Annotated in this window: 11 protein-coding genes; 3 read left to right on the top strand and 8 right to left on the bottom strand. The window is 67.7% G+C overall.

What is annotated here, in order from left to right; all coding sequences use genetic code 11:
* Window positions 1-89: 89 nt before the first annotated feature.
* Window positions 90-2261: a 3-hydroxyacyl-CoA dehydrogenase NAD-binding domain-containing protein gene (locus ACIQWX_RS13190; RefSeq protein ID WP_400869587.1), complete on the bottom strand. Its 2172-nt coding sequence runs from the start codon at window positions 2259-2261 to the stop codon at window positions 90-92.
* A gap of 8 nt (window positions 2262-2269) precedes the next feature.
* Window positions 2270-3481 carry an acetyl-CoA C-acetyltransferase gene (locus ACIQWX_RS13185; RefSeq protein WP_400868960.1) on the bottom strand — a complete coding sequence of 404 codons (1212 nt, stop codon included), beginning with the start codon at window positions 3479-3481 and terminating at the stop codon, window positions 2270-2272.
* Window positions 3482-3629: 148 nt separating this feature from the next.
* Here ACIQWX_RS13185 and ACIQWX_RS13180 point away from each other — a divergent pair, with 148 nt between their 5' ends.
* Both ACIQWX_RS13180 and ACIQWX_RS13175 read left to right on the top strand, forming a co-directional pair.
* Window positions 3630-4832 carry a TetR/AcrR family transcriptional regulator gene (locus tag ACIQWX_RS13180; RefSeq protein ID WP_400868958.1) on the top strand — a complete coding sequence of 401 codons (1203 nt, stop codon included), beginning with the start codon at window positions 3630-3632 and terminating at the stop codon, window positions 4830-4832.
* 574 nt (window positions 4833-5406) lie between these two features.
* Window positions 5407-7125 carry an aKG-HExxH-type peptide beta-hydroxylase gene (locus tag ACIQWX_RS13175; RefSeq protein ID WP_400868956.1) on the top strand — a complete coding sequence of 573 codons (1719 nt, stop codon included), beginning with the start codon at window positions 5407-5409 and terminating at the stop codon, window positions 7123-7125.
* Between the two features lie 10 nt (window positions 7126-7135).
* Here the strand turns inward: ACIQWX_RS13175 and fxsT (ACIQWX_RS13170) are convergent, their stop codons facing one another.
* Genes fxsT (ACIQWX_RS13170) through ACIQWX_RS13160 form a run of 3 tightly spaced genes read right to left on the bottom strand, consistent with a single transcriptional unit; the run spans window position 7136 to window position 13824 of the window.
* A complete protein-coding gene (fxsT, locus tag ACIQWX_RS13170) occupies window positions 7136-11335 on the bottom strand; it encodes an FxSxx-COOH system tetratricopeptide repeat protein (RefSeq protein ID WP_400868954.1) in 4200 nt (1399 codons plus the stop codon).
* A gap of 1 nt (window position 11336) precedes the next feature.
* Window positions 11337-12404, bottom strand: coding sequence for an AAA family ATPase (locus ACIQWX_RS13165; protein ID WP_400868952.1), 1068 nt, complete (start codon window positions 12402-12404; stop codon window positions 11337-11339).
* Entirely contained in the window at window positions 12382-13824 is a 1443-nt protein-coding gene (locus tag ACIQWX_RS13160) for a hypothetical protein (protein ID WP_400868950.1), read from the bottom strand. The genes ACIQWX_RS13165 and ACIQWX_RS13160 overlap by 23 nt, the downstream gene beginning before the upstream one ends.
* Window positions 13825-14477: 653 nt before the next feature.
* On the opposite strand from ACIQWX_RS13160, the gene ACIQWX_RS13155 reads away from it, so the two are divergent.
* The gene (locus ACIQWX_RS13155; protein ID WP_400868948.1) at window positions 14478-16289 is read left to right on the top strand and encodes an HEXXH motif domain-containing protein; all 1812 of its coding nucleotides are present in this window, start codon (window positions 14478-14480) and stop codon (window positions 16287-16289) included.
* Here ACIQWX_RS13155 and fxsT (ACIQWX_RS13150) read toward each other — a convergent pair.
* The 3 genes from fxsT (ACIQWX_RS13150) to ACIQWX_RS13140 form a co-directional block, all read right to left on the bottom strand.
* Window positions 16286-20212, bottom strand: coding sequence for an FxSxx-COOH system tetratricopeptide repeat protein (fxsT, locus tag ACIQWX_RS13150; RefSeq protein WP_400868946.1), 3927 nt, complete (start codon window positions 20210-20212; stop codon window positions 16286-16288). The genes ACIQWX_RS13155 and fxsT (ACIQWX_RS13150) overlap by 4 nt on opposite strands.
* A 10-nt stretch (window positions 20213-20222) precedes the next feature.
* Complete coding sequence (locus ACIQWX_RS13145) at window positions 20223-21683, bottom strand: hypothetical protein (protein WP_400868944.1); 1461 nt, start codon at window positions 21681-21683, stop codon at window positions 20223-20225.
* 88 nt (window positions 21684-21771) lie between these two features.
* Entirely contained in the window at window positions 21772-22671 is a 900-nt protein-coding gene (locus tag ACIQWX_RS13140; RefSeq protein WP_400868942.1) for a hypothetical protein, read from the bottom strand.
* Between the last annotated feature and the right edge of the window lie 113 nt (window positions 22672-22784).

The following is a 22784-nucleotide window of genomic DNA, read 5'->3' as shown; positions in this document are numbered from 1 at the left end:
CGTGGTGACCGATGGGCGAACGGAAGCGGACAAACAGGCGGACACGTCGAAGGCCGCCACCGGAGTGACGGCCTTCGACGCTTCAGCCCTTATTCGTAGATCTCGCCCTTGGCGGCCTTCTCCACCAGCGAAGCCGGCGGCTCGAAGTGGTCGCCGTACCGGGCGGCCAGCTCACGCGACCGGTCGACGAAGCCCTGCAGGCCACCCTCGTACTGGTTGATGTACTGGATGACACCGCCGGTCCACGCCGGGAAGCCGATGCCGAAGATCGAGCCGATGTTGGCGTCCGCGACCGACGTCAGCACGCCCTCGTCGAAGCACTTCACCGTCTCGAGCGCCTCGGCGAACAGCATCCGCTCCTTGAGGTCCTCGAACGGCACCTCGGTCGAGCCCGACTTGAACGCGTCGCGCAGGCCCGGCCACAGCCCGGCCCGCTTGCCCTCGGCGTCGTACTCGTAGAAGCCCGCGCCCGTCGAGCGGCCCTTGCGGTCGTACTCGTCGAGCATCCGGTCGATCACGGCCTCGGACGCGTGCGCCTTCCACGTGCCGCCCGCGGCCTCGATCGCCTCACGGGTTTCCTTGCGGATCTTACGCGGTAAGGTCAGCGTCAGCTCGTCCATCAGCTGCAGCGGCGGCGCCGGGTAACCGGCCTGCGAACCCGCCTGCTCGATCGACGCCGGCTCGACGCCCTCGCCCAGCGCGGCGACGGCTTCGTTGATGAACGTGCCGATCACGCGCGAGGTGAAGAAGCCGCGGCTGTCGTTGACGACGATCGGGGTCTTCTTGATCTGCAGCGTGTAGTCGAAGACCTTGGCCAGCGTCGCCGGCGACGTCTTCTCGCCGCAGATGATCTCGACCAGCGGCATCTTGTCGACCGGCGAGAAGAAGTGGATCCCGATGAAGTCCTCGGTCCGCTGCACGCCCTCGGCGAGGGTGGTGATCGGCAGCGTCGAGGTGTTGGAGCCCAGGACCGCGTCGGCGTTGACGACGCTCTCGATCTCGCCGAACACCTTGTGCTTCAGCTCGACGCTCTCGAAGACGGCCTCGATGACAAAGTCGACGCCCGCGAAGTCGGCCGGGTCACCGGTCGGCTTGATCTTCGCCAGCAGCGCGTCCGACTTCTCCTGCGTGGTCTTGCCGCGCGAGAGGGCCTTCTGCTCGAGCTTCTCCGCGTAGCCCTTGCCCTTCTCGGCCGCCTCGAGCGAGACGTCCTTGAGGACGACGTCGATGCCGGCCTTCGCCGAGACGTACGCGATCGCGGCGCCCATCATGCCCGCGCCGAGCACGCCGACCTTCTTGGCCGTGTACTTCTCGAAACCGTCGGGCCGCGAGCCGCCCGAGTTGATGGTCTGCAGGTCGAAGAAGAACGCCTTCGTCATGTTCTTCGAGACCTGGCCGGTGGCGAGGTGGATGAAGTAGCGCGTCTCGATCTGGATCGCGGTGTCGAAGTCGACCTGCGCGCCCTCGATCGCGGCGGCCAGGATCGCCCGCGGCGCCGGCATGTTCGCGCCCTTGATCTGCTTGCGCAGGTTCGCCGGGAACGCCGGGAGGTTGGCCGCGAAGCTCGGGTTCGACGGCGTGCCGCCCGGGATCTTGTAGCCCTTGACGTCCCACGGCTGGACGCCGCCCTCGGGGTTCGCTTTGATCCACGCCTTCGCGGCGGGGACGAGCTCCTCCACCGTGCCGACGAGCTCGTGCACGAGGCCGAGCTCGAGCGCCTTGGCGGGACGGTGCCGCTGACCCTGCAGCAGGACGTTCAGCAGCGCGCTCTGGATGCCGAGCAGGCGGACGGTGCGCACGACGCCACCGCCGCCGGGCAGCAGGCCCAGCGTCACCTCGGGCAGACCGATCTGGCTGCCCTTGACGTCGGCGGCGATGCGGTGGTGCGTCGCCAGCGCGATCTCCAGGCCACCGCCGAGCGCGGCGCCGTTGATCGCCGCGACGACCGGCTTGCCGAGCTGCTCGATGCGGCGCATCTGGCCCTTCATCGCGCCGCTGCCCTCGGTCAGCTCGACCGCGTTCTCGGGCTTCGCCTGGATGAGGTCGTTCAGGTCGCCGCCGGCGAAGAAGGTCTTCTTGGCGGACGTGATGACGACGCCGGTGATGGAGTCCTTCTCGGCCTCCAGGCGGTCGACGGTCACGCCGAGCGACTCGCGGAAGTCGGCGTTCATGGTGTTCGCCGACTGGTTCGGGTCGTCCAGGGTCAGGGTGACGATGCCGTCGGAGTCCTGCTCCCAGCGGATGGTCTTGCTCTCGGCCATTGTGGTCCTCACACCCGCTCGATGATGGTCGCGACGCCCATGCCGCCGCCGATGCACAGGGTCACCAGGGCGCGGCGCGCCTGGCGGCGTTCGAGCTCGTCGACCACGGTGCCGACCAGCATCGCGCCGGTGGCGCCGAGCGGGTGGCCCATGGCGATCGCGCCGCCGTTGACGTTGACCTTCTCCTCGTCGAGGTGCAGGTCCTTGATCCACTTGAGCACGACGGACGCGAACGCCTCGTTGAGCTCCCACAGGTCGATGTCCTCGGGCTTGAGGCCCGCGGCCTTCAGGACCTTCTCGGTGGCCGGGGTGGGGCCGGTGAGCATGATCGTCGGCTCGGAGCCGATCGACGCGGTCGCCACGATCCGGGCGCGCGGGGTCAGGCCGAAGGTCTTGCCGACCTGCTCGGAGCCGACGAGGACCAGCGCGGCGCCGTCGACGATGCCGGATGAGTTGCCGCCGGTGTGGACGTGGTTGATCTTTTCGACCGAGTGGTACTTCTGCAGCGCCACGGCGTCGAAGCCGCCCAGCTCGCCGATGCCGGCGAAGGCGGGCTTGAGCTTGCCGAGACCCTCGACGGTCGACCCGGGACGGCGGTGCTCGTCGTGGTCGAGGACCGTGACGCCGTTGATGTCCTTGACCGGGACGACGGACTTGGCGAAGTAGCCGCCGGACCAGGCCGCCTCGGCGCGGTCCTGCGAGCGGACGGCCCAGCGGTCGACGTCCTCGCGGGAGAAGCCCTCGATGGTCGCGATCAGGTCGGCGCCGGTGCCCTGCGGAACGATGTAGTTGTCGTAAGCGGTGGCCGGGTCCATGAACAGCGCGCCGCCGTCGGAGCCCATCGGCACGCGCGACATCGACTCGACGCCGCCGGCGATGATCAGGTTGTCCCAGCCGGAGCGGACCTTCTGCGCGGCGGTGTTGGTGGCTTCCAGGCCGGAGGCGCAGAAGCGATTGAGCTGCACACCCGCGACGGTCTCGGGCAGGCCGGCGTTCAGCGCGGCGGTGCGCGCGATGACGGCGCCCTGCTCGCCGACGGGCGAGACGACGCCGAGCACGATGTCGTCGATCGCCTTCGGGTCGAGGTTCGGGTGGCGGACCTTGAGCTCTTCGATCAGGCCGACCACCAGGTCGACCGGCTTGGTGCCGTGCAGGGCACCGCCCTTGTTCTTGCCGCGAGGCGTGCGGATCGCCTCGTAGATGTAGGCCTCGCTACTCACAGAACAACTCCTCGCGAGCGGGTGGACGTCTTCGTGCCATGGCCGATGATACCGACCAGTAGGGCTAATGGCCATTAACATATCGCCGGATAACCCCATGGTGTCAATGGGTTGCAGATGTGCCGTTAGCCGCTATCGTTCACTCACCATGACCGACTCTGTGCGTAGTGCGCGCCCGCGCGACCGCAAGGCCCAGCTGGCCGCGGTGGCGGCGGAGCTGTTCCGCGCCCGCGGCTTCCCCGGAGTCGGCATCAAGGACATAGCGGACGCGGCCGGCGTCACCGGGCCCGCGCTGTACCGGCACTTCGCGGACAAGCAGGCGATCCTGTCTTACGTTGTACTGAACGGCTTCGAGGACCTGGAGGAGGCGACGGCTTCGGCCTTGTCGGACTCGGTTCCGCAGTCTGACCAGCTGGAATCCCTCCTCGGCCGGCTCGCGACGCAGGCCGTGGAGCGCCGCGAGATCGCGGCGTTGTGGCGCTGGGAAGGACGCCACCTCCCGAAGGAGGACCAGCGCGAGATCGCCCGCCGTTCGACACTGGCGCTGACGACGTGGTCGAAAGCGCTGCTGGTCCAGCGCCCGGAACTGCCGGCCGAGGACGCGGAGCTGCTCTGCTGGGCGGCCCTATCGGTGTTCGGGAGCGTATCGGTCCACCACACGACGGTGGCCCGCCGCCGGTTCGCGGCACTGCTGGTCGAGCTGGCGCTGAGTGTGCTGAACGCCACACTCCCGGCGCCGTCTTCATCGCCTGCTCCGCCGAGCCTGAGCCTCGGTACGCCGTCCCGCCGAGAGCAGGTGCTGGCGGAGGCAACGGCCCTGTTCGCCCACCGAGGCTTCCACGACGTGAGCATGGAGGACATCGGCGCGGCGGCGGGCATAGCGGGCCCCAGCGTGTACCGCCACTTCCCCAGCAAGGCGGCACTGATGGTGGCAATCGGCCACCGAGCGGCGGACAGGCTGGCGTTGGCGGCCGAGCGGGCACTGCAGGCACCAGACGAGCTGTCGGCCCTCCGCCGGCTGGCAGCGTCATACGTGCACACGATCTTGCACACACCGGAGCTACTGGTGTCGTTCTCGGCGGACCGCGTGACGATGCCGGACCGGGACAAGGCGGACCTGCTGCGGGTCCAACGGGCCTATGTCGCGCAGTGGGTGACACTGCTTTCGGCGGTCCGCTCTGAACTGCCACCGAGAGAAGCGAAGATCACGGTGCATGCGGCGCTGACGATCGCGAACGACCTGGCCCGAACCCGCCGGGTGGCCGCCCGGCCGAACTTCGAAGCCGAGCTGACGACCTTGTTGCAGACCGCGCTTGGGGTATCGGTGGCGTTTTTCGAACCGCACGAGTGACAATTCCCGGACATCTCACCGGAGTGTTACGGAAACAAACATTCCAACCCGCCAACTCACCCTGCTGGATCCGCCCGCGGAGTGTCGGCGGCGACGCAGAGTCGCACCCCCGGTGCGCACAGAAGCAGGGGTGCCTCTCCGACGTCCCGCGCGATACTCTGCGCGGGAGTTCGCACGTGCCGGACCGGGCCCCGCGCGAAACACGGGACCGACCGTGCGCTAATTTTCTGCCCTCTAGTCTGGCCCACCGGGAGAGGACGTCGATGCGATCGCCGGGCAGCAACGGAGACCCGGAGATTTCATCCGAACTCCTCGATCTTGGTTCCCTGTCGCTGTCCGCGTTACGGGCGCTCGACTCCGCCACCCTTCGCCGCTCATTGCGGCACGCCGTCGTGCGGGCCGCCCACATTCCCGTCACCGCCAGTTCGAGTGGCGGGGCCAAGCGGGTCGATTGATCCGGGGAAAGGGTTTTCGCGTGTCGAGACCGAACAACACGGTTCCCGAACCGGCCAAGCACACCCTGCCCTGGGCGGTCTTCGACCAGCTCTCCCGCGGCGAGGGCGGGACCGGTGGAGTGCGCGCGCTGCGCGCGGTGGAACGTAGCAGGCGGCTGCTCCTGCTGCGATGTCTGATGGACGAAGCCGGCGAGGCACCTGGAACGCCGCTACCCTCCCCGGAAGCAGCGTGGGATCTGCTGAGCGAGGTGGAACCGGCGTCCCCGCACGCGCTGAACACAGTGCTGAACCACCCGTACACAGGGTTCTGGGTGGGCTACGCGACCCGCATGCTTCACGAGCACCTAACTCCGTCGCAGCCGTCTTGGATGATCATCGGGCACCTCAACGCCCTAGCCGCGGCCGCCGCCATCCGTGCGGGGCTCGATTTCGCTCTCGATGTTCCGGCGTGGCAGGGCAGGGTCACACTGCCTACTCTCGGCATGGCCCAGCTCACGCACCCCCAAGCGTTCTCGGCCGCCCGGGTGCTCAGCGAGCACGGTGTCGTGCGCGTGGTCAACGACCATGCGTCGGTGACCTTGCCGGCCGACCCGACGACCAGCTCGGCCGGCTGGTCCGGCATCCGGACGATCGCGCTGGGCACCGGCTACGCCGTGCTGAACCTGCGAATCGACGACCTCGACCCGTATCGCGGCCTGTTCGAGCCGATCGCTCCCGACCGGCTGAGCGCCGAGGCGTTCGAGACCTGGAGTAACGTGCTCGGCCGGGCTTGGGGGATGATCGCCGATCACCTGCCGGAGTTCACGGCGGCATTGCCCGCCGGGCTCGATTCGATCGTCCCGGCTCCCGCCGTGCCTTTCCGGCTGCCCAGCGCGTCGACCGGGGAGGCCTTCGGCAGCGCGGTGATCGCCGAGCCCGACGACCCGGCACCGCTGGCTGCCGCTCTGGTTCACGAGTTCCACCACATCCGGCTCGGCGGTCTCCTGCACCTGGTCCGACTGCATGACGACGATCGCACCGAGCGGCTCTACGCACCTTGGCGTGAGGACCCTCGACCACTCGGCGGGGTCGTGCACGGCATTTACGCCTTCTTCGGGGTGACGTGGTGCTGGATGGCGTTTTCCCGCGCGGCACCGGATGACCGGCTCGCGGCGTTCGAGTTCGCGCACTGGCGTGGCCAGACCTGGCGAACGCTGCTGGCAGTACGGGAAGATCCGGCGCTGACCGACGCGGGCCGGCGGTTCCTCGCCGGGGTTGCGGAGCGGATGCGGCCGTGGCAGGACGAACCCGTCCTGACGGAAGCGGCGCGCTGGGCCGACATCCTGACCGCCGATCACTACGCCGGCTGGCGGATGCGTCATCTCCGGCCCGCACTCGAGACGGTCAAGGAGCTCGTGAGCGCATGGCTGGCGGGCGACGCCCGGCCGCCCGCCGTCGACCTCACGGAATCCGTGGTCCTGGACACCGTCTCCGACGGCAGGTGGGAAAACGCCCGCGCGGACCTCGTCAGATTGCTGCTCGGCGAACACGGCGACGCTCGGCTGGCCGAACTCTGGCCGCAGGTGCCCGGCGCGATCCAGGCCGACTTCGCGTACGTGGCCGGGCATGCCGACGACGCCGTCGCCGGCTACCGGGCCGCGCTCGAAGCCGACCCCGACGACCCCGCCGCACTGGTCGGACTCGGCCTCACACTATCCAAAAAGGACAGTATAGCCGCGCGAATCCTGTTGCGATGCCCGGAGTTGGTCCGCGCAGTTCACCGCGACCTGCGCAGCGAGACGCCGGTGCCTCCTACGGTCGAAGACCTGGCCACGTGGATCGGCGGGGCTCCGGTCTGAACTTCCGCCGCTACAACGGCATCGGGTCGATGTCGCACTCCGCCCGGATGCCCTGTTCGGCCGCGGCCACCATCGGATGGCCGTCCCGCAGCACGCGCTGGAGCCGGGCCACCGATGCCAGCTGCTCGGCCCGGCCCTCCAGGGTCCGGTCCAGCCGCTGCAGGTCGAGCGCACGGTTGAGCCTGGTCGCCAGCGTGCCGGGATGGTGGTCCCCCAGCGTGCGACGCGCCCGGATCAGCACTTCGGTGTTCAGCAGGAGAGCGCGTTCGAACTCACCCAGCGCGTACCAGTCGTTCGCCAGGTTCGTCGCGCAGGCGACGGCGTGCGGATGGTCCTCGCCGAGCCGGCTCCGGAGCCGCTCGAACGACCGTTCGTCCTGTTGCGCGGCCGCGTCGGCATTTCCTCGTTGCCGCAACGTGACGGCCAGGTCCACCTCGGCGGCCAGGGTGTGCGGGTGGTGTTCGCCGAGACTGCGGCGGTAGAGGTCGAGTGCCCGTAACCCGAGTTCGAGTGCCTCGTCCAACCGCCCCGCGTGACGCAGGTCGATGGAATGCGCGAGCGCGCACGCCATCGCGTTCGGGTGTCCTTCGCCGTAGCTGAGCCGGAACTGCTCGAGGGCGCGGCCCGACAAGGTCAGCGCCGCGGGGTAGTCGCCGTCCTTGCGCCTTGCCACGGCGAGGAAGTGGTTGCGCCGCAGCACCCCGACCGTGCCCTCGCCGAACAGTTCACGGACGCGTTTGACGACCTTCTCCTGCTCGGCCCTGGCCCAGGCGAAGTCGCCCAGTTCGCGGCGGCTGATCACCAGCAGGGTCAAGGTCGTGATCGTAGCCGCGTTGTCCTGGCCCAGAACCTGGTGGCGGAGGCGGTAGGTTTCGGCACAGAGCCGGTGCGCTTTTTCGTACTCTCCGGTGAGCAGCCACGAGACGACGAGGTCGGACGCCGCGTCGAGGGTGACCGGGTCGTCCACGCCGAACAGTTTCGTGGCCTTCGCGTAGGTCCGCAGGTTCAAGTCCCTGGCTTCGAAGAAGTCGCCCGCGGCTTTTTTGTCCACGGCCACCGAAAGCTGCGCGTTGAGGACCTCCTCGGAGTCCTCGCCGGCGATCTCGCGGTACAACTGCAATGTCCGCTGGTTGATCTCGGCCGCTTCGACGTAGCGCCCGAGCATGCAGAGGAAGAACCCGAGCCGTTCGGACGCTTCGAGCGTCTGCGGGTCAGGACGCTCGGCGTTCCGTTCCCGCGACCGCTCTGACCAGCGGCGGACAGCGTGCCCGGCGAACGCGGCGGCACCGCGGTGATCGCCCCAGTGGTAAAGGAACTTCATCAGGTTGATCACGAGCCTGCGGACCCACTGCTCATCGCTCTCGATCAGCTCGGCCGCGTACATGTGCGGGACGATCTCCTGGTACCGCGGCCACTCCCCGGTCGACGCAGGCGCGTTCGGGTCGGTCTTGGCGAGCAGCATGTGCGCGCCGTGCCGCATCGCGTCGCGCTGCGCGGGCGGCATCCGGTTGCGGAGCACCAGCTGCACGAGCCGGTGCAGGAGCAGGGTGTCGCTGCGGTGGTCGAGCCGGGCCAGCCCGCACCGGTTGATATCGCGCAGGATCCGGCCGAGCCGCATCGGGTCGTGCAGGGCGAGGTCGAGCTCGGGAGCGATCGACACACCGTGCACACCGGTGAAGAGGTTTCGGGAAATGGGTTCGGGTGCGAAGAACGCACACACCTGCAGCAGCTGGTGCGCGGCCGGGTCCAGGGTCCGCAGCTGGTCGAACGACACGCTCCAGGCGGCCGCGATCGACACCTCGTACTCCGACGGTGCCGAAGCTTCGAGGATCTCCGCGACCTTTTCGTCGAACAGCCGCAGGTACTCCTCGATGGGCATTCCCGTTTCCGCGCGCCAGGTCGCGGCCTGCGCCAGTGCGAGCGGAAGATCGCCCAGCTTTCTCGCGAGCTCGTCGGCCTGCTCGTCGGTGATCACCGGGTCCCTGCGACACAACAGTTCCTTGCTCTCCTCCCGGTCGAACAGGCCGACCGCGATCGGTTCGGAGAAGGTGCCGGCCCAGTCCGTCTCGCGGGAAGTGACCAAGATCCGGCCGGGACCGCCGGGGAGGAACGGCGCGAGCTGCTCGGGTCCTCTGGCCGAGTCGAAGACGAGCAGCCAGCGGGCGTAGGGCGACCCGGTCCGCAGCGCTTCCAGCACCGCGGGCACCGCGGTCACCGACTCGTCCGCGCCGGGTAGGTGCAGCTGGCGTGCCAGCTCCGTCAGGGACGCCCGGATCTGCATCTCCTGCGCGGCGCGGATCCACCAGACGACGTCGTAGTTCTGGAGGTTGCGGTGGACGTATTCGATCGCGAGCTGCGTCTTGCCGAGGCCGCCCATCCCGTGCAGCACCGCCCTCGACTCGTGGTCCAGCTCCCTCGCCAACGCTTCGAGCAGACCGAGTCGGCCGACGAAGCCGGGGTTGTGGCTGGGGACCTCGCCCAGAACCACGGGCGAATCGGTGCTGACCGTTCCGGAACGACGCGGTGGTTGCTCCACCTCCTCATCCCCGGGCCGGGTGGGCTCTTCCTTCACCGAGGACCCGACCGCGGCGAGCTCGAGTTCGAGCATGCGCAGCCGGTCGGCCCGGGCCAAGTACGGTCCGGACAGGGCACGCATGACGGCCTGCTCCAGCCGCACTTCCGGCGCCAGTTCGGCGCTCCTGGCCGGTAACCGGACCTCGTCCGGGTCGGCGAGCGCATCCCGCAACCGCACCAGCACCGGGTACTCCGCCCCGAACCGGTCGGTGGCCGCGACTACGACTTCGGCCGTTTCCGACCGGCGTCCGGCTGCCAGCAGAGCCGCACGGATCGGAGGCGCGATCTCGAAGACGACATCGTCCCAGGTGTTCCGATCAGAACCGGCCGGCAGTTCCAGCAGGCCGCTGGTGAACACCTCGGCGAGGTGCGCGGTCCCCGCGCCGGGCACCAGCTCGGTCTGGACGAAGCGGGCGATCGGCAAGCTGACCGGAACCGCGGCCAGCAGCTTGGCCAGTCGGAACGCCGGTTCCGACGCGACGCCGTGAAACCGTCGCACGCGCTCCTGCGGAGTCGCCAGGACCACCCGCTCGTCCACCGGGCGGGTGATCGGGTTGGGCTCGTCGGACACCAGCAGCACGGTCGCGGGGACGGGCTCCTGATGCGTGCGGGTGACCAACCGCGCCCACCAGCCGAGCCACCGCGCGTCCAGTTCGACCAGCGGGATCGGCACCGTGAGCGAGTCCGGGCCGGACGGCTCGTCCGCGGTCAGCCAAGCATCCGGCAGTTCGACGCCGTAAGTCCGGTTGGGCCTGAGTGGCCCGGGAGTGCCGAGGAGGGCCTGCTGCAGGTTCAGCCCACCTTGGCTCCACAACCACTGTGGGAGCAGGTGCACGATAGCCACGGGCATCGTGCGGCCCCACTGGGCGAGCATTGGTCCCGCGAGGTCCCCTCGCCAAAGGTCGCTCGCGCCGTCGGTGAGCACCAGCAGGACGCGGTGCCCGGTCGGGTCCAGCAGCTCGGCCGGCCGGCGCTGCGGCGCATCGGCCGTGCCCCCGCGGAGAACCGGCCGGGGCGGGCCGCCGTCCGGATCGCGTTCGGCCGTCAGCAACCGGACCCGGATGGATCCGAAGGCGCCGAGTTGCCCGAGCAAGGCAAGGAACGCGTCGATCGTCGGCTGCCACAGTGCCATCGACGGCCCCGAGTCGATCACCACGGTGAGGTCGAGCTCCCGGATGCGCCCGGGAACCGTTACCGGGAGCCAGATCCGGTCCTGGACGCCGGTCTCCGCGGTGAGGTCCTCGTCGAGGACAGCGTCTTCGTCGTGTGGCGACGGCCGTGTCGTCTTGAGCGGGCGAAGCGCGCGGAAGATGTCCGCCGCCCCGGGCAGCGCGGATGCCGGCGCTGCGCTGCCGGTGCCCGGGCTGCCCGAAAGCAACGCGACGGCTTCGGGCGAAAGCCCGGTCACCATCCGGTGCGGGGCAAGGATCTCCGGCGCCGGAGGTTCCAGTGGCTCGGTGGCCGGTGGAGTCGCCTCGTCCGCGATTTCCGGAGCTTCGACAGGTTCGTCGTCAGGTTCGGCTTCACGCGGTGCACCGACGCCCTCGTCCTTGATCGCCGCGGCCAGCCACAGGGCGTCGCCGATCTCGCTCCAGGTCGCTCCGGAGCCCGACGGTCCGCCAACCGGCTCTTCCACGTCAGTGGGCCAGGGAGTTCAGCTGCCGCCACAGCGCGTCGAGCAGCCGCGGCCACGAGGCGTCATCCGGTCGGTAGGCGCCGGAGGTCGCCAGGAAAACCGCGTCCAGCAGCTTGTCCGCCGGAAGACTGCCCGCCGCCGCACTGCGGCTGACGAACTCGTCGATGAGCCGGGACGACTCGGAGCCGACGAGGGCGTGGCCGGCGACGATCGCGGCGAGCTGTTCGGCGTTGGGCTCCTTGGTCTCGTACCGGAGGCAGCGGCGCAGAAAAGCCGGTGGAAAGTCCCGTTCCCCGTTGCTGGTGATCACCACGACCGGGAACGCGTGGCAGCGAACGCGGCCGCCGACGATCTCCGCCATGCCGTCGGGATCGGCCGTGAACACCTCGACCGAGGGCGTGCGCCTGCGCATCCGCACCAGCTCGGGGATGTCGAACTCGCCGTCCTCGAACAGGCTGAGCAGGTCGTTGGGCAGGTCTGCCTCGGACTTGTCCAGCTCGTCGATGAGCACCACCCGCGGCAATCGTCGCGGCAGGAACGCCGTTCCCAGTGGGCCGAGCCGGACGAACTCGCCGATCGGCGGTTCAGCCGGAGCACCGGTCCGGTCCCCGACGGCCGATTGCCAGGCACCGGCAGTCTGGGCGCGGCCGATGGCGTCGTACCCGTAGAGTCCCGACTTGACCGTCGTCCGTGAGCCGATCGGCCAGCGCAGCACCCGGCCGAGCCGCAGCTCGCGCGCGATCCGGTAGGCCAGGCTGGACTTGCCGCTGCCCGGCCGTCCGGTCACCAGCAGCGGGCGCCGGAGGTAAAGTGCCGCATTGACCATTTCGACTTCGTGCGGGTCGACCTGGCGGGCGATCAGGCGGTGTGCGACACCCAGCCGACGATCGGTTTCCCGGGCGTCCTCCGGTACCGGTTCGGCTTCGGGAAGTGGCCCGCCGTCGAACTGCCGCCACGGCGGCGCCGGCGGGAGCATGTCCATCAGGCCGATGCCGCCGGCCAGCGGCTGTCCGGTGCCGTGGTAGACCCACCAGCCTGGCGGGCCGTCAGGATGCGCGGTCTCGCTCATCCGGGTTCCCCTTCCGCGGACCGGCCGGGAATGGTGGTCCGTCGAGGAAGACCAGCCGGTCCGGATCGTCCCAGAGGATCACCAGATTGCGTGCCACGGTCAGGTCCACCGGGATGGTCACCTCCCGGAAAGCCGCTCGGCGGGAAGCCTGGACGCGCGCCGGAAGGTCGTCTAGCCCTCCGCTTTCGACGAGCCACGTGACCACCTCTCGCAGGAGATCCAGCGAAGCATCGGGGTGCCATAGTAAGGCCGGAAGACCCGAACGCAATCCCGCCGCGAGTGCGTCCGCACCCGGTCGCGGGCGTGGCGACGGGGCGCAGTCGAGCATCATGACCACCCATTTCTCGTCGCTCAGAATCGCGTCGAGCCGGTGGCGCTCCACCATATCGTCTGCCCCGCAGAAATACACCCGTTCAGCCGAGGGGTCGGCCATCATCGTTTCCCACCGTATCCGCCAAGCCCGATGCCATTGCCGGGACCGCATCCGTTCCAGTGAACGAACGACGATCGGGTAATCGAGCACCAGGGGCCGCGGATCTCCGGTTTCGTGTTCCTTGCACCACAGGTGCACCGGGAGGTTCAGCAACGAGCGCGGCAGCACGAACTCGAGCGAGACTTCGCCGCGGTAGTCCGCCCAGGCTCTTTCCGCGTCCACGACGAGCGCGTCGACGTGCTGTTCGAGCTGTTCGACGGCGACCGTGACGAGGCCACCGCGCGGGGGCGGCCATTCCGCCGGATCTTCCTGCCGCCAGTGGGAAACCAGGTGCCTGCCCGGGTCGATCCCGTCGGGCTGGACGACGATCATCAGATGCAGCCGGGTGCCTTCCGGTACGGCGCGCTCCCGTTCCGCGCGTAGTTCGAGCAGACGTGTTTCGGCCTGCAACCGCCGTGCCTGGACGGTGTTCCACTCGCGCAGGCGGTCACCGAGCTCAGGTGCACACTTCGCGGCGACCAGTTCGACGAACGTCAACGACGGTGGCAAGCCACTCGGCGGGGTGTTGAAGTCGGAGAGCAGGCGGAAAGCCTCCCAAGCGTCCCGCACCTCCAGAGCCGGGCCGGCGGGCCCGGCGGCCCGGCGGACCAGCGCCGCGAGCCGAGCCGGCACGACGCCGGCCAGCATCGAGTGCAGCCACATCGATTCGGGTTCCGGCAACAGGTCGTGCATCCGTGGCTGGTGCACAAGCCGGCGGATCGCGTCGGATTCCGGGGAGTCCGGGCGCATCATCCGCACCGCCCCGGCGAGCGCGCTCATCCCGCCGTCCGCTTTCGCGCAGGCGTTGACGACTTCGATCAGGTGGTCCCGTCCGGTGGCCTGCTCCGGAACGGTCAGCGGGAAACCCAAGTTGTCGTGGACGAGGTCCAGGAGCAGCGCCCGCCCGGCCGGATCCACAGCGAGGCCGGCGGACGCGAGGACGTTCACGATCGCTTCGCGGACCGCGACTCTGGTGCCCGGCCAGGCCCGGTACTCCTGCCCTGGTCCGTACAACCTTTCGCCGGCCGACACGTGACGACCACCTCCCCCGTCGTGCGAGCCCGGGAAAAGTGAGTTTACCTATCCGCCGCCACCGGGAAAGGGGCAAAAGTAGGACAAGAACCGCTTCGGTGGCCACACCTGTGCTCGATGGCCCGGACCATCAAGCAGGTCAACGACTTCACCGCCGACGCACGTGCACAGGATCCTGCACGCGCATCAGCTGCCGGCGGACTTTGCTGCGGGTGCAACGGGACTACGTCTTGCCAACAGGTAACGTTGCCGCACAAGGCATCGTGCCTCACCTGATCGGCCCAACGCGTGCGTCCCTGTCGCAAGGGCGCGGGATGCGGGACAATGCAAACGGGCCGACGGGGTCCGTTCTCCCTGCGAGAGGGGAATTTCTGATGCAAGGACCACGCTCTGGCGGGGAAGCAGGAGTCGAATCCCAGCTTCTCGACCTCAGCGAGGTGTCGCTGGCGCGACTGCGCACTCTCGACAGCGACGAATTGCGGCAAGCAGTACGACACGCGGTCGAACGAGTCTCGTACATTTCGGTGACTGCTAGCGAAAGCCAAGGCGCGAAACGGATTGACTGACACATGCCATCCCAGCCGGATCACAGCGTCCCGGCACTAACCCGGCACCACCTCTCGTGGTCCGATTTCGATGCACTCGCAAGCGGGACGGCGGGCCCTGAGGCGATCCGGCGGCTCCGCGAAGCAGAGCGAAGCCGCCGACTGCTGCTCATCCGCGCGATCATCGACACCGCCAAATCCGCGGCCATGTTCCGACCACTGGCCTCTCCCGAATCCGCCTGGGAGCTCATGGTTCGGGCTCAGCACGCCAACGCGGATTCCGTGGAGCAAATTCTTGCTCATCCCTACACCGGCAGCTGGGCGGGCTACACTATTCGGTTGTACCGTCAGGGCATCGTCGGAACCTGTCCGTTGTGGGTTCACGTCGGTCACGTCCATTGCCTCGCGGCCGCTGCGGCGGTCCTGGCCGGAATCTCCTTCGAGACCGAGGTCCCGGCGTGGCAGGGAAGCGTCGCGCTGCCCACCCTGGGCGTCGCCTTGCTCCCGACCGGCGCCCCCTACTCGGTCGCCGTAGTACGCCGCCGCGAGGATTTCGTCGAGGTCGTCGGCAGCGGCTCCTCGGTCAACGTGGGGGAAACCGACCCCCGCTGGCATTCAGTGCGCGAGATCAGCCTGCACTCTCAACACCGCCGCTTGTCCGTGCGCTTGGACGATGTCGATCCGTATCGGGGGTTGTACGCGCCCAAACTGCCGAGCAGGCTGACCACGACGGAGATCGAATCGTGGCGAGTCGTCCTCGAAGGGGCGTGGCACCTCCTTGACACCCACCTTCCGGCGATCGCCGAGGCGCTGCCGGAAGGGTTCGAGTCCGTAGTGCCGGACCCGGCGGTGCCGTTCCGGCTGCCGAGCGCGTCGACCGGTGAGGCGTTCGGCAGTGCGATCATTGCCTACTCCGACGATCCCGCCGCCCTTGCCGCGGCTCTCGTACACGAGTTCCAGCACATTCGTCTTGGCGGGCTGCTGCACCTGACCAGACTGCACGAAGACGACGAGCGAGAACGATTCTATGCGCCGTGGCGGGACGATCCGCGTCCGCTGGGCGGTGTGATCCACGGCATTTACGCCTTCTTCGGCGTTGCCGCGTTTTGGCGTTCCCTGAGCCGCGCGCAACCGCACAACCAGTTGGCCGGCTTCGAATTCGCGCTGTGGCGCACGCAGACCTGGCGCACCCTGCAGGCCGTTCGCGACGACGGCGCGATCACGCCGGCCGGTCGCAGGTTCCTGACCGGGATAGCCACCGAACTGGGTTCATGGCAGGTCGACCCGGTCGCATCCGTGCCGTCGCTGTGGGCGAAGCGCGCCATCGCCGACCACTACGCAGGCTGGCGCATCCGCCATCTGCGCCCCGATCCGGACTTCGTTGACGAGCTCGCCGTGGCGTTTCGCGAAGGCGCCGGCCGACCGGGCTCCTCCCGGCCGACCGAGACGTTGACGACGCTCTCCGACGGCCATTGGCCGGACGCCCGGACGGACCTGATCAGACTACGCCTGGGTGCGAACGGCGCCCGGGAACTGCGGCTGCGCGGCCCGCTGGTTCCGGGTGCGACCCCGGCTGATCTGGCCTTCGTGGCCGGCAAGACGACCGATGCGATCACCGGCTACCGCGCGGAGCTTGCGGCCGATCCCGACAGCGCGTCAGCCCTGGCCGGCCTCGGTATCGCGCTCTCGATATCGACGATGGGTGCGGCCTCTCACACGCTGGTGCACCGCCCGGAGCTGGTCCGGGCGGTGCACCGCGCGCTGCGGCCGGACACAGACGCTTCGCCGGAGGCGATCGCCGAGTGGCTCGGCCCGTTCACTTCCCGCCGGCGCTAGAGCGGCATCGGATCGATGTCGCAGTCCGCCCGAATGCGTCGGCCGGCCGCGAGCGTGCCAGGGTGCGCCTCTCCCAATTTCTGGCGGTAACCCTCCATGACGTCGACGAGCAAGCCGTCCGCTTCTTCGACTCGCCCCAACGCGCGGAGGTCCAACGAGTAGTTGAGCCGCACCGCCAACGTGGTCGGGTGGTTTCGGCCCAGCACACGAGTGGCTCGCTCGACGAGTTCGGCGTCCCGGCCGGCAGCCTCTCCCACCCGCTCGAGCGCGAAGAGGTCACTGGCCACATTGATGGCGCACACGATCGAGTGCGGGTGATCCGAACCCAGGCACTCGCGAAGCAAATCCAACGAAGGTTCGTCTATTTTGAGCGCGTCAGCTGGAGAGTTCCTGAGACGCAGCGTGACACCTAGATCGACTGCTGCCGATAGTGTATGCGGATGCTTCTCACCCAAGCTCTCCTTGTAGCGAGCCAGCACTTTCTCGCCCAACTCCTTGGCTTGGTCGAGCAGCTGCGCGTGCCGCAGATCGATGGAGTGTCCCAAAGCACAGGCGAGAGCGTTCGGATGCAGGTCGCCGTACCTCGCCTCGAAGCGCTTGTTGGCGTCGGACGACAGCGAGCGAGCTCGCACGTGGTCGCCATCCTTGCGACAGGCGACCGACTGTTGGTACTTGCGGCGCAGCGTCCCGACCCGATCGATTCCGTAGAACGATTCTGCTCGCTTGGCGATCTGCTCCTGTTCGATCCGCGCCCATCGGTAATCGCCCAGCTCGCGCCGTGCGATCACCAGTAGCACCTGGGTACCGATCGTCATCACATTGTCTCGACCCAAAACGCGACTCCGCATTTCGAAAGTCTTTTCCGCCAACTCCCTGGCTTCTTTGTATTCACCGGTCAGCAATAGAGATACGACACAGTCGTGCGCAGCCGTCAATGAGGTGGGGTCCTCTTCGCCGAGCATGGCGTTCACCTGCGCCAGAACACTTCGAGTGAGATCTCGCGCCGCAATGAATTTTCCTCGCGCTTTGAGAATCAGCGCATAGGTGACCTGGGCCTTGAGCGTCTCTTCACGCTCTGGTCCGATAGCTGCCAGGTAGGTGTCCCGTGTTTCCTTCATTGTATTTGCAGCGTGCACATACCGGCCCATTGCCCACTGGAAGAACGCGAGCCGCTCGGCAGCCTCCAACTCCAGGAGCAGCTCCGCCTCGGGGACCTGCTCCGCGCGCTCCAGCCGTTCGTTCCGGTTGCGCTTCCACTCTTCGACCGCCCCTTCGGCCAGCACCAGCGCACCTTGGTGGTCTCCCCAGTGGTAGAGGAAGTTGAGCAGGTTCACCACAAGTCTTCGCACGGCGGGGTCGGTGGCTTTGATCAGCTCGGCGTCATAGATGTGCGGAACTATCTGCTGGTACCGCGGCCACACTCCGGGAGCCGTCGGCTCGTTCGGGTCCAGGTTGGTCAGCAGCTGGTGCGCGACGCCGCGCATCTCGACCCTGCGCTGCTCGCTCATCCGGCCGCGCAGTACCAGCTGGACGAGCCGGTGCAGGAGCAACGTGTCGGTGCGGTGGTCGATCTTGGCGAGTCCGTACCGGTTGATGTCGCGGACGACGCGACCCAGCTGGATCGGGTCGTGGAGCGCGACGGCAAGTTCCGGTGGCACGTCGATGTGCTGTACCACGGTGAAGAGATTGCGTGCGATCGGCTCGGGTGCGAAGTACGCGCAAACCTGCAGTAGCTGGTCGGCAGCCGGGTTCTTTTCCTTCAGCTCGTCGAGCGACACGTTCCACGCGGCCGCCACTGAGACCTGGTAATCTCGCGGCGCCGGCGTATCGAGCAGCTCGGCAACCTTGCCGTCGAAGAGCTCCAAGTACTGACCGGGCGGCATGCCCGTTTCGGCCAGCCACGCCGCCGCCTGCTCGACCGCCAACGGGAGGTCGCCCAGTTTGCTCGAGATCCGGTCGGCGGCATCGTCGTCGAGCTCGGATCCACGGACACTGAGCAATTGCTTGCTTTCGGCCCGGTCGAACACCGCCACCTCGAGGGGCCGGGCATCGCCGGTCCAACTGGGATTGCGCGAAGTGACCAGGATGTGGCCAGTGACGTTGGGTGGCATTCCGCGCGGAAAGAACTGACGCACCACGTCCGGGTCTTCCGCGGAATCGAAGACCAGAAGCCACCGGTTGTGCGGCCGACCGATTCGGAGAGCCTCGAGCACGCCAGGAACAGCCGTGAGCGCATCTTCGGCTTCCAGTAAGTTCAGCCGCTGCGCCAGCTCGGTCAGCGACTTGCGAATCTGAGTCTGCCGGGTTGCCTGAATCCACCAGATCATGTCATAATTCTGCTGTTGACGATAAATGTACTCGACGGCGATCTGGGTTTTACCGATTCCCCCCATTCCGTGCAGCGCAGCGGGCAAAACCGCGGTGGCGCCCACACTCAAACTTTCAACCAGTCGGGCTAGAAGTTCATCCCTTCCGGTGAAGTTGGCGTTTCGCTGTGGAATCTGCCCCCAGACCGGTGGAGCCTCCCCGTCTGGTCTCGGTTTGCGCCGCTGAATCGTCGCCGCATTGGCCTGCGTCTGTGGTTTCTTCCGGCCAATGTCGTCGTCGGCGTCGTCATCCGGTAACTCGGTCAGACCGCGGGGACCTTCTTGGGCATAGGTCGTACCCTCTCTCATTGGGTCGATCCTAAACTGATTTGCCTTAACCGCATAGGCGACCCCAGACAACGCGTTGAGCACGGCCTCTTGCAAGTGGTGTTCGCTGGCACCGGCATCCGTAGACGCGAGGTCAGCCGCACTGCCCGGTTCGGCGATGACATCGCGAAGCCTCGTCAGCGTCGCGTCCGCGGCCCCGCTGTGGCGGTACGCGACCTCGACAACCGCAGCCGTCTCCGTCCGACGAGCGCTACCGAGCAAGATCGTTCGAACGTCGTTCGGGTACCGCCAGTCCACGACGTCCCACGGCAGCCCTGGCTGCGACGACTCCACAAGCCCGCTGGCGAAGAGCTCGACCAGGCGAGAAGGATCATTCTCCTTGAGCAGATTCTCCTGCACCGCCCGTGCCACACCGATGCTGACGGGAACCGCCGCAAGCAGTGCCGCCAGCCGGAATGTCGATGGCGAAACCACGCTGCGAAAGCAGGTCACCCGATCGCGCGCCGTCTGGTTCACACTTTCAGTTGACGAGTATTCAGGGAGCGGCATCGGCCGGTCGTACGCCAGAAACACGTTTGCGACCAAGTCACGGCCGCCTTCGGCTATCAGCGTCGACCACCAGATCAGCCCGCGCCGGGAAAACTCGACAACGGGAATCGGGACGGCCAGATCCGCCAGTTCATCATATTCGGCCGGGTCTATCCAAGCGTCCACGAGACTCAACCGATAACGCCGGCTCGGCTCAAGTGGTTCGCTTGCCGTCAATGCAGCCTGGTGCAGTTCGGGACCGTGAAAAGTCCACATTCTCGCCGGGAGCAAGTGCAGAATGGCAATCGGTAACGCTAACGCCCAGTCCGCGAGCACGGGCGACACAAGATCATTGTCCCACTGGCTGCCAAGGCCGTCGGTCACCACGAGGATCAGCTGCCGCTTCGGCTGGTCGAGCAGTTCGGCCGGGCGGTGCGCCGTCGAGTCCGATCCTCCGGCCCGGAGCACCAGCCTGTCGACGGAACTCCCGTCCGTGCGGCTGTCCTTCGTCGTTTCGAGCCGCCACTGGTGGACGGCGCGGAAGACGTTCGCGGATTCGATCGCCTCCACGAAACTCGCCACAGTCGGCCGCCACACGGACATCGACGGGGTGTCGTCGACGACCACCGCGAGCTCGAGTTCCGGATCCTGCCCACCTGAACTCCTCCAAGCGACCAGTGGCCGGAGTGCATCGACGAGATCGTGCTGAGTCAGACCGCAGGCGTCCGGCACACCTCCCATCGCAGGCCTCCTACGCCGAGTACGCCGACGGGTCGGCCAGGAAGAGCAGCCTGCCGGGGTCATCCCACATGATCACGAGATCGCGGAGAACGTCCAGCTCGTCCGGCCCTTGCCGGTTCCGGAAAGCCGCCTGGCGAGAGGCTTGGGTACGAGCCGGCAGGTCGCTCAAGCGGTCGTCGTCGACCAGCCAGGACACCACCTTTTGCATGGCGTCCGCGCTGGCCGTCGGATGCCAGACGAGCGCCGGGAGGCCGGCACGCAACGCCGAGAGCAGCTGGTCCCGGCCGGGCACCACCTGACTCGACGGCGATCCGGTGAGCACCATCGCCACCCAGTGCTCGTCGCTGAGAATGGCGTCGAGCCGGTGTTGCTCCTCGGTGTCCTTCTCCTGGCAGAAGTAGACACGCCCCAGAACCGGCTGGTCCTGGAGCGCCGACCAGCGCACCCGCCAGCGGCGGTGCCAGCGGGGGTACGCCATCCGTTCCAGCGAGCGGATCACGATCGGATAGGACAAGTGCAACGGCTGCGGTGCGCCGGATCGGATCTCCTCGGACCACAGGTGTACGGGTGTATTGACCAGTGCCCGAGGCAGCACGAACTCCAGGGCCACGTCGACCGCTCTCCCGGACCATGCCTCTTCCGACGCCGCGACGAGTGAATCGACGTGACTCTCCAGGTCACCTCCCCGGACGAGCACGGTTTTCCCGCACGGCGGTGGCCACAGATCCGGTTCGTCCTGCCGCCACGCGCACACCCGATAGCAGCCGGGCTCGATCTGATCCGGGCGGATCACGATCACCAGATGCAGTCGTTCCCGTTCGGGCCGCACCTGATCGATCTCGATCCGCAGGGTGCGCAAAGCGTCCTCGCGGTGGAGCCTGTGCGCTTGTGCGGAAGTCCATTCCCTGAGGCGAAGGCGGGCCACCTCAGGACAGCCGGCGGCGACGAGTTCGGCGAAGGTCAACGCGGGCGGCAGCTCGCCTGGCGAGGTGTTGAGGTCGGTGAGGTAGAAGAACGCACTCCACGCGTCGTCGAAGCGCGGCGGCGACTGGGCCGAGTGGCGGGCCGCTCGCTGAACCAACGACGGAAGGCGCGGCGGCACCAGGCCGGCGAACCAGTCCTTCACCATGACCAGGTCCGATTCGGAGAACAGCTCCTGGACCGGCAGGGTGGCGACGAGCAGGCGAGCCTTGAGGCATTCCGGGCTCCCCGGGCGCATCAGTTCGAGGACCGATACGAGCGCTCCCATGCCTTCGTCCACCCGGCTGCAGAAACCGACGATTTCGATCAGCTGGTCACGCGCGGTCAGCTGATCCGAAACGGTCAGCGGCTGGCGGAGCTCCTGCCGGAGTTCGCTCACCATCAGCGAACGAACCGACCTGTCGTCGGCGAAGCCAGCGTCGACGAGTACGTCCACCAAGGCTTTGTGCGCACCGATCGCCACTTCGGGTCGCCCCAGTCCCGTCGACACCTGATGGCTCACCCCCTCGCCGACCGTGCCGAAAAGGCGATTTTACCCAGCCCTGAAGTCGCCGGTCACTGGACAGAACGATGACAGGTCAGCCCGGCAAACTCCGGATGATCTCGGCCAGCGCGGTGACCTGCGGCGATTCCGACTCGATCGTCTTGATCGCGTCGAGAAGATCATCGAGACCATGGGGGAAACGCAGGCACGTCCTCGCCAACGCGATCACGTGCAAGCGGTCTTCGGCGTGATGGGGCACCAGGTCGGCGATCTCCCGGCGAGGAAAAAGCTCCAGCAGCAGCCGGCGGCTTTCTGCCTTGCGTACGCAGGCAACCGCGAGCAGCGCCTCCACCAAGACGGTCAACTCCGCCGGTGTCGGTGGCCGGGCAGCGCGGATGGGGAAGCTGTTGGTGACCGCGCCGAGCAAGCGCAACCACGCCTCGGTCTTCGTTTCCTTCACCGACACCGGAATCCGGACGTACGACCCCGCGTCCGCCGCTGGATCCGCCCGCACCACGTCCTTGTAGAACGTATCCGACACGATCAGGACCATCGCCGCGCCCGAGTCCTTGAGCGCCTTCTTCGCCGCCGGCTCCTCCAACAGGCGGCACGCAAAACTGTTCGCGTCGCTGATCGTTCCGTGGCTGCCCTGGTACACCTCCCCCGCGTGGAGTGCGACCCGCAACCGGACCGCGGCCCCGTCGGCGTGGACCTCGTTGTGCCGGCGCAGCTCCGCCAGCATCCGGTCGGGCAACTGGGCCACCAAGTCCGCCTTCGCCACCTCCGGAGGCAGCTGGATCAACGCGCCGTCGCCGGTGTTCTCCATGAACAGCACGTCCCACGGGATGCCCACCTCGGCGAACGCCGTGCGCATCAGCTTCCAGAAACCCTCGTGGACGACCAGCCGGTGCGCTGTCGTGCGCCTCGGGTCGTTGTAGCCGGCGATGTCCACCGCCATGATCGTCTTGTGGTGCGCGGCCGCATAGGAATGCACGACCCACCTCCCCACGTCCCGTCGCTCATTGTCCCAGACACGTGCACGCTCGGCCATGTTCGCGCAGGGCGTTACCCGGAAACCGGTCCTCCTTGTCCTTGTTTCGTCCATAA

The sequence above is a fragment of the Amycolatopsis sp. NPDC098790 genome, assembly GCF_044759945.1.
Lineage (GTDB): Bacteria > Actinomycetota > Actinomycetes > Mycobacteriales > Pseudonocardiaceae > Amycolatopsis.
Note: the sequence above shows the minus strand (reverse complement) of the source record. Positions and strands in the feature narration are given on the sequence as shown.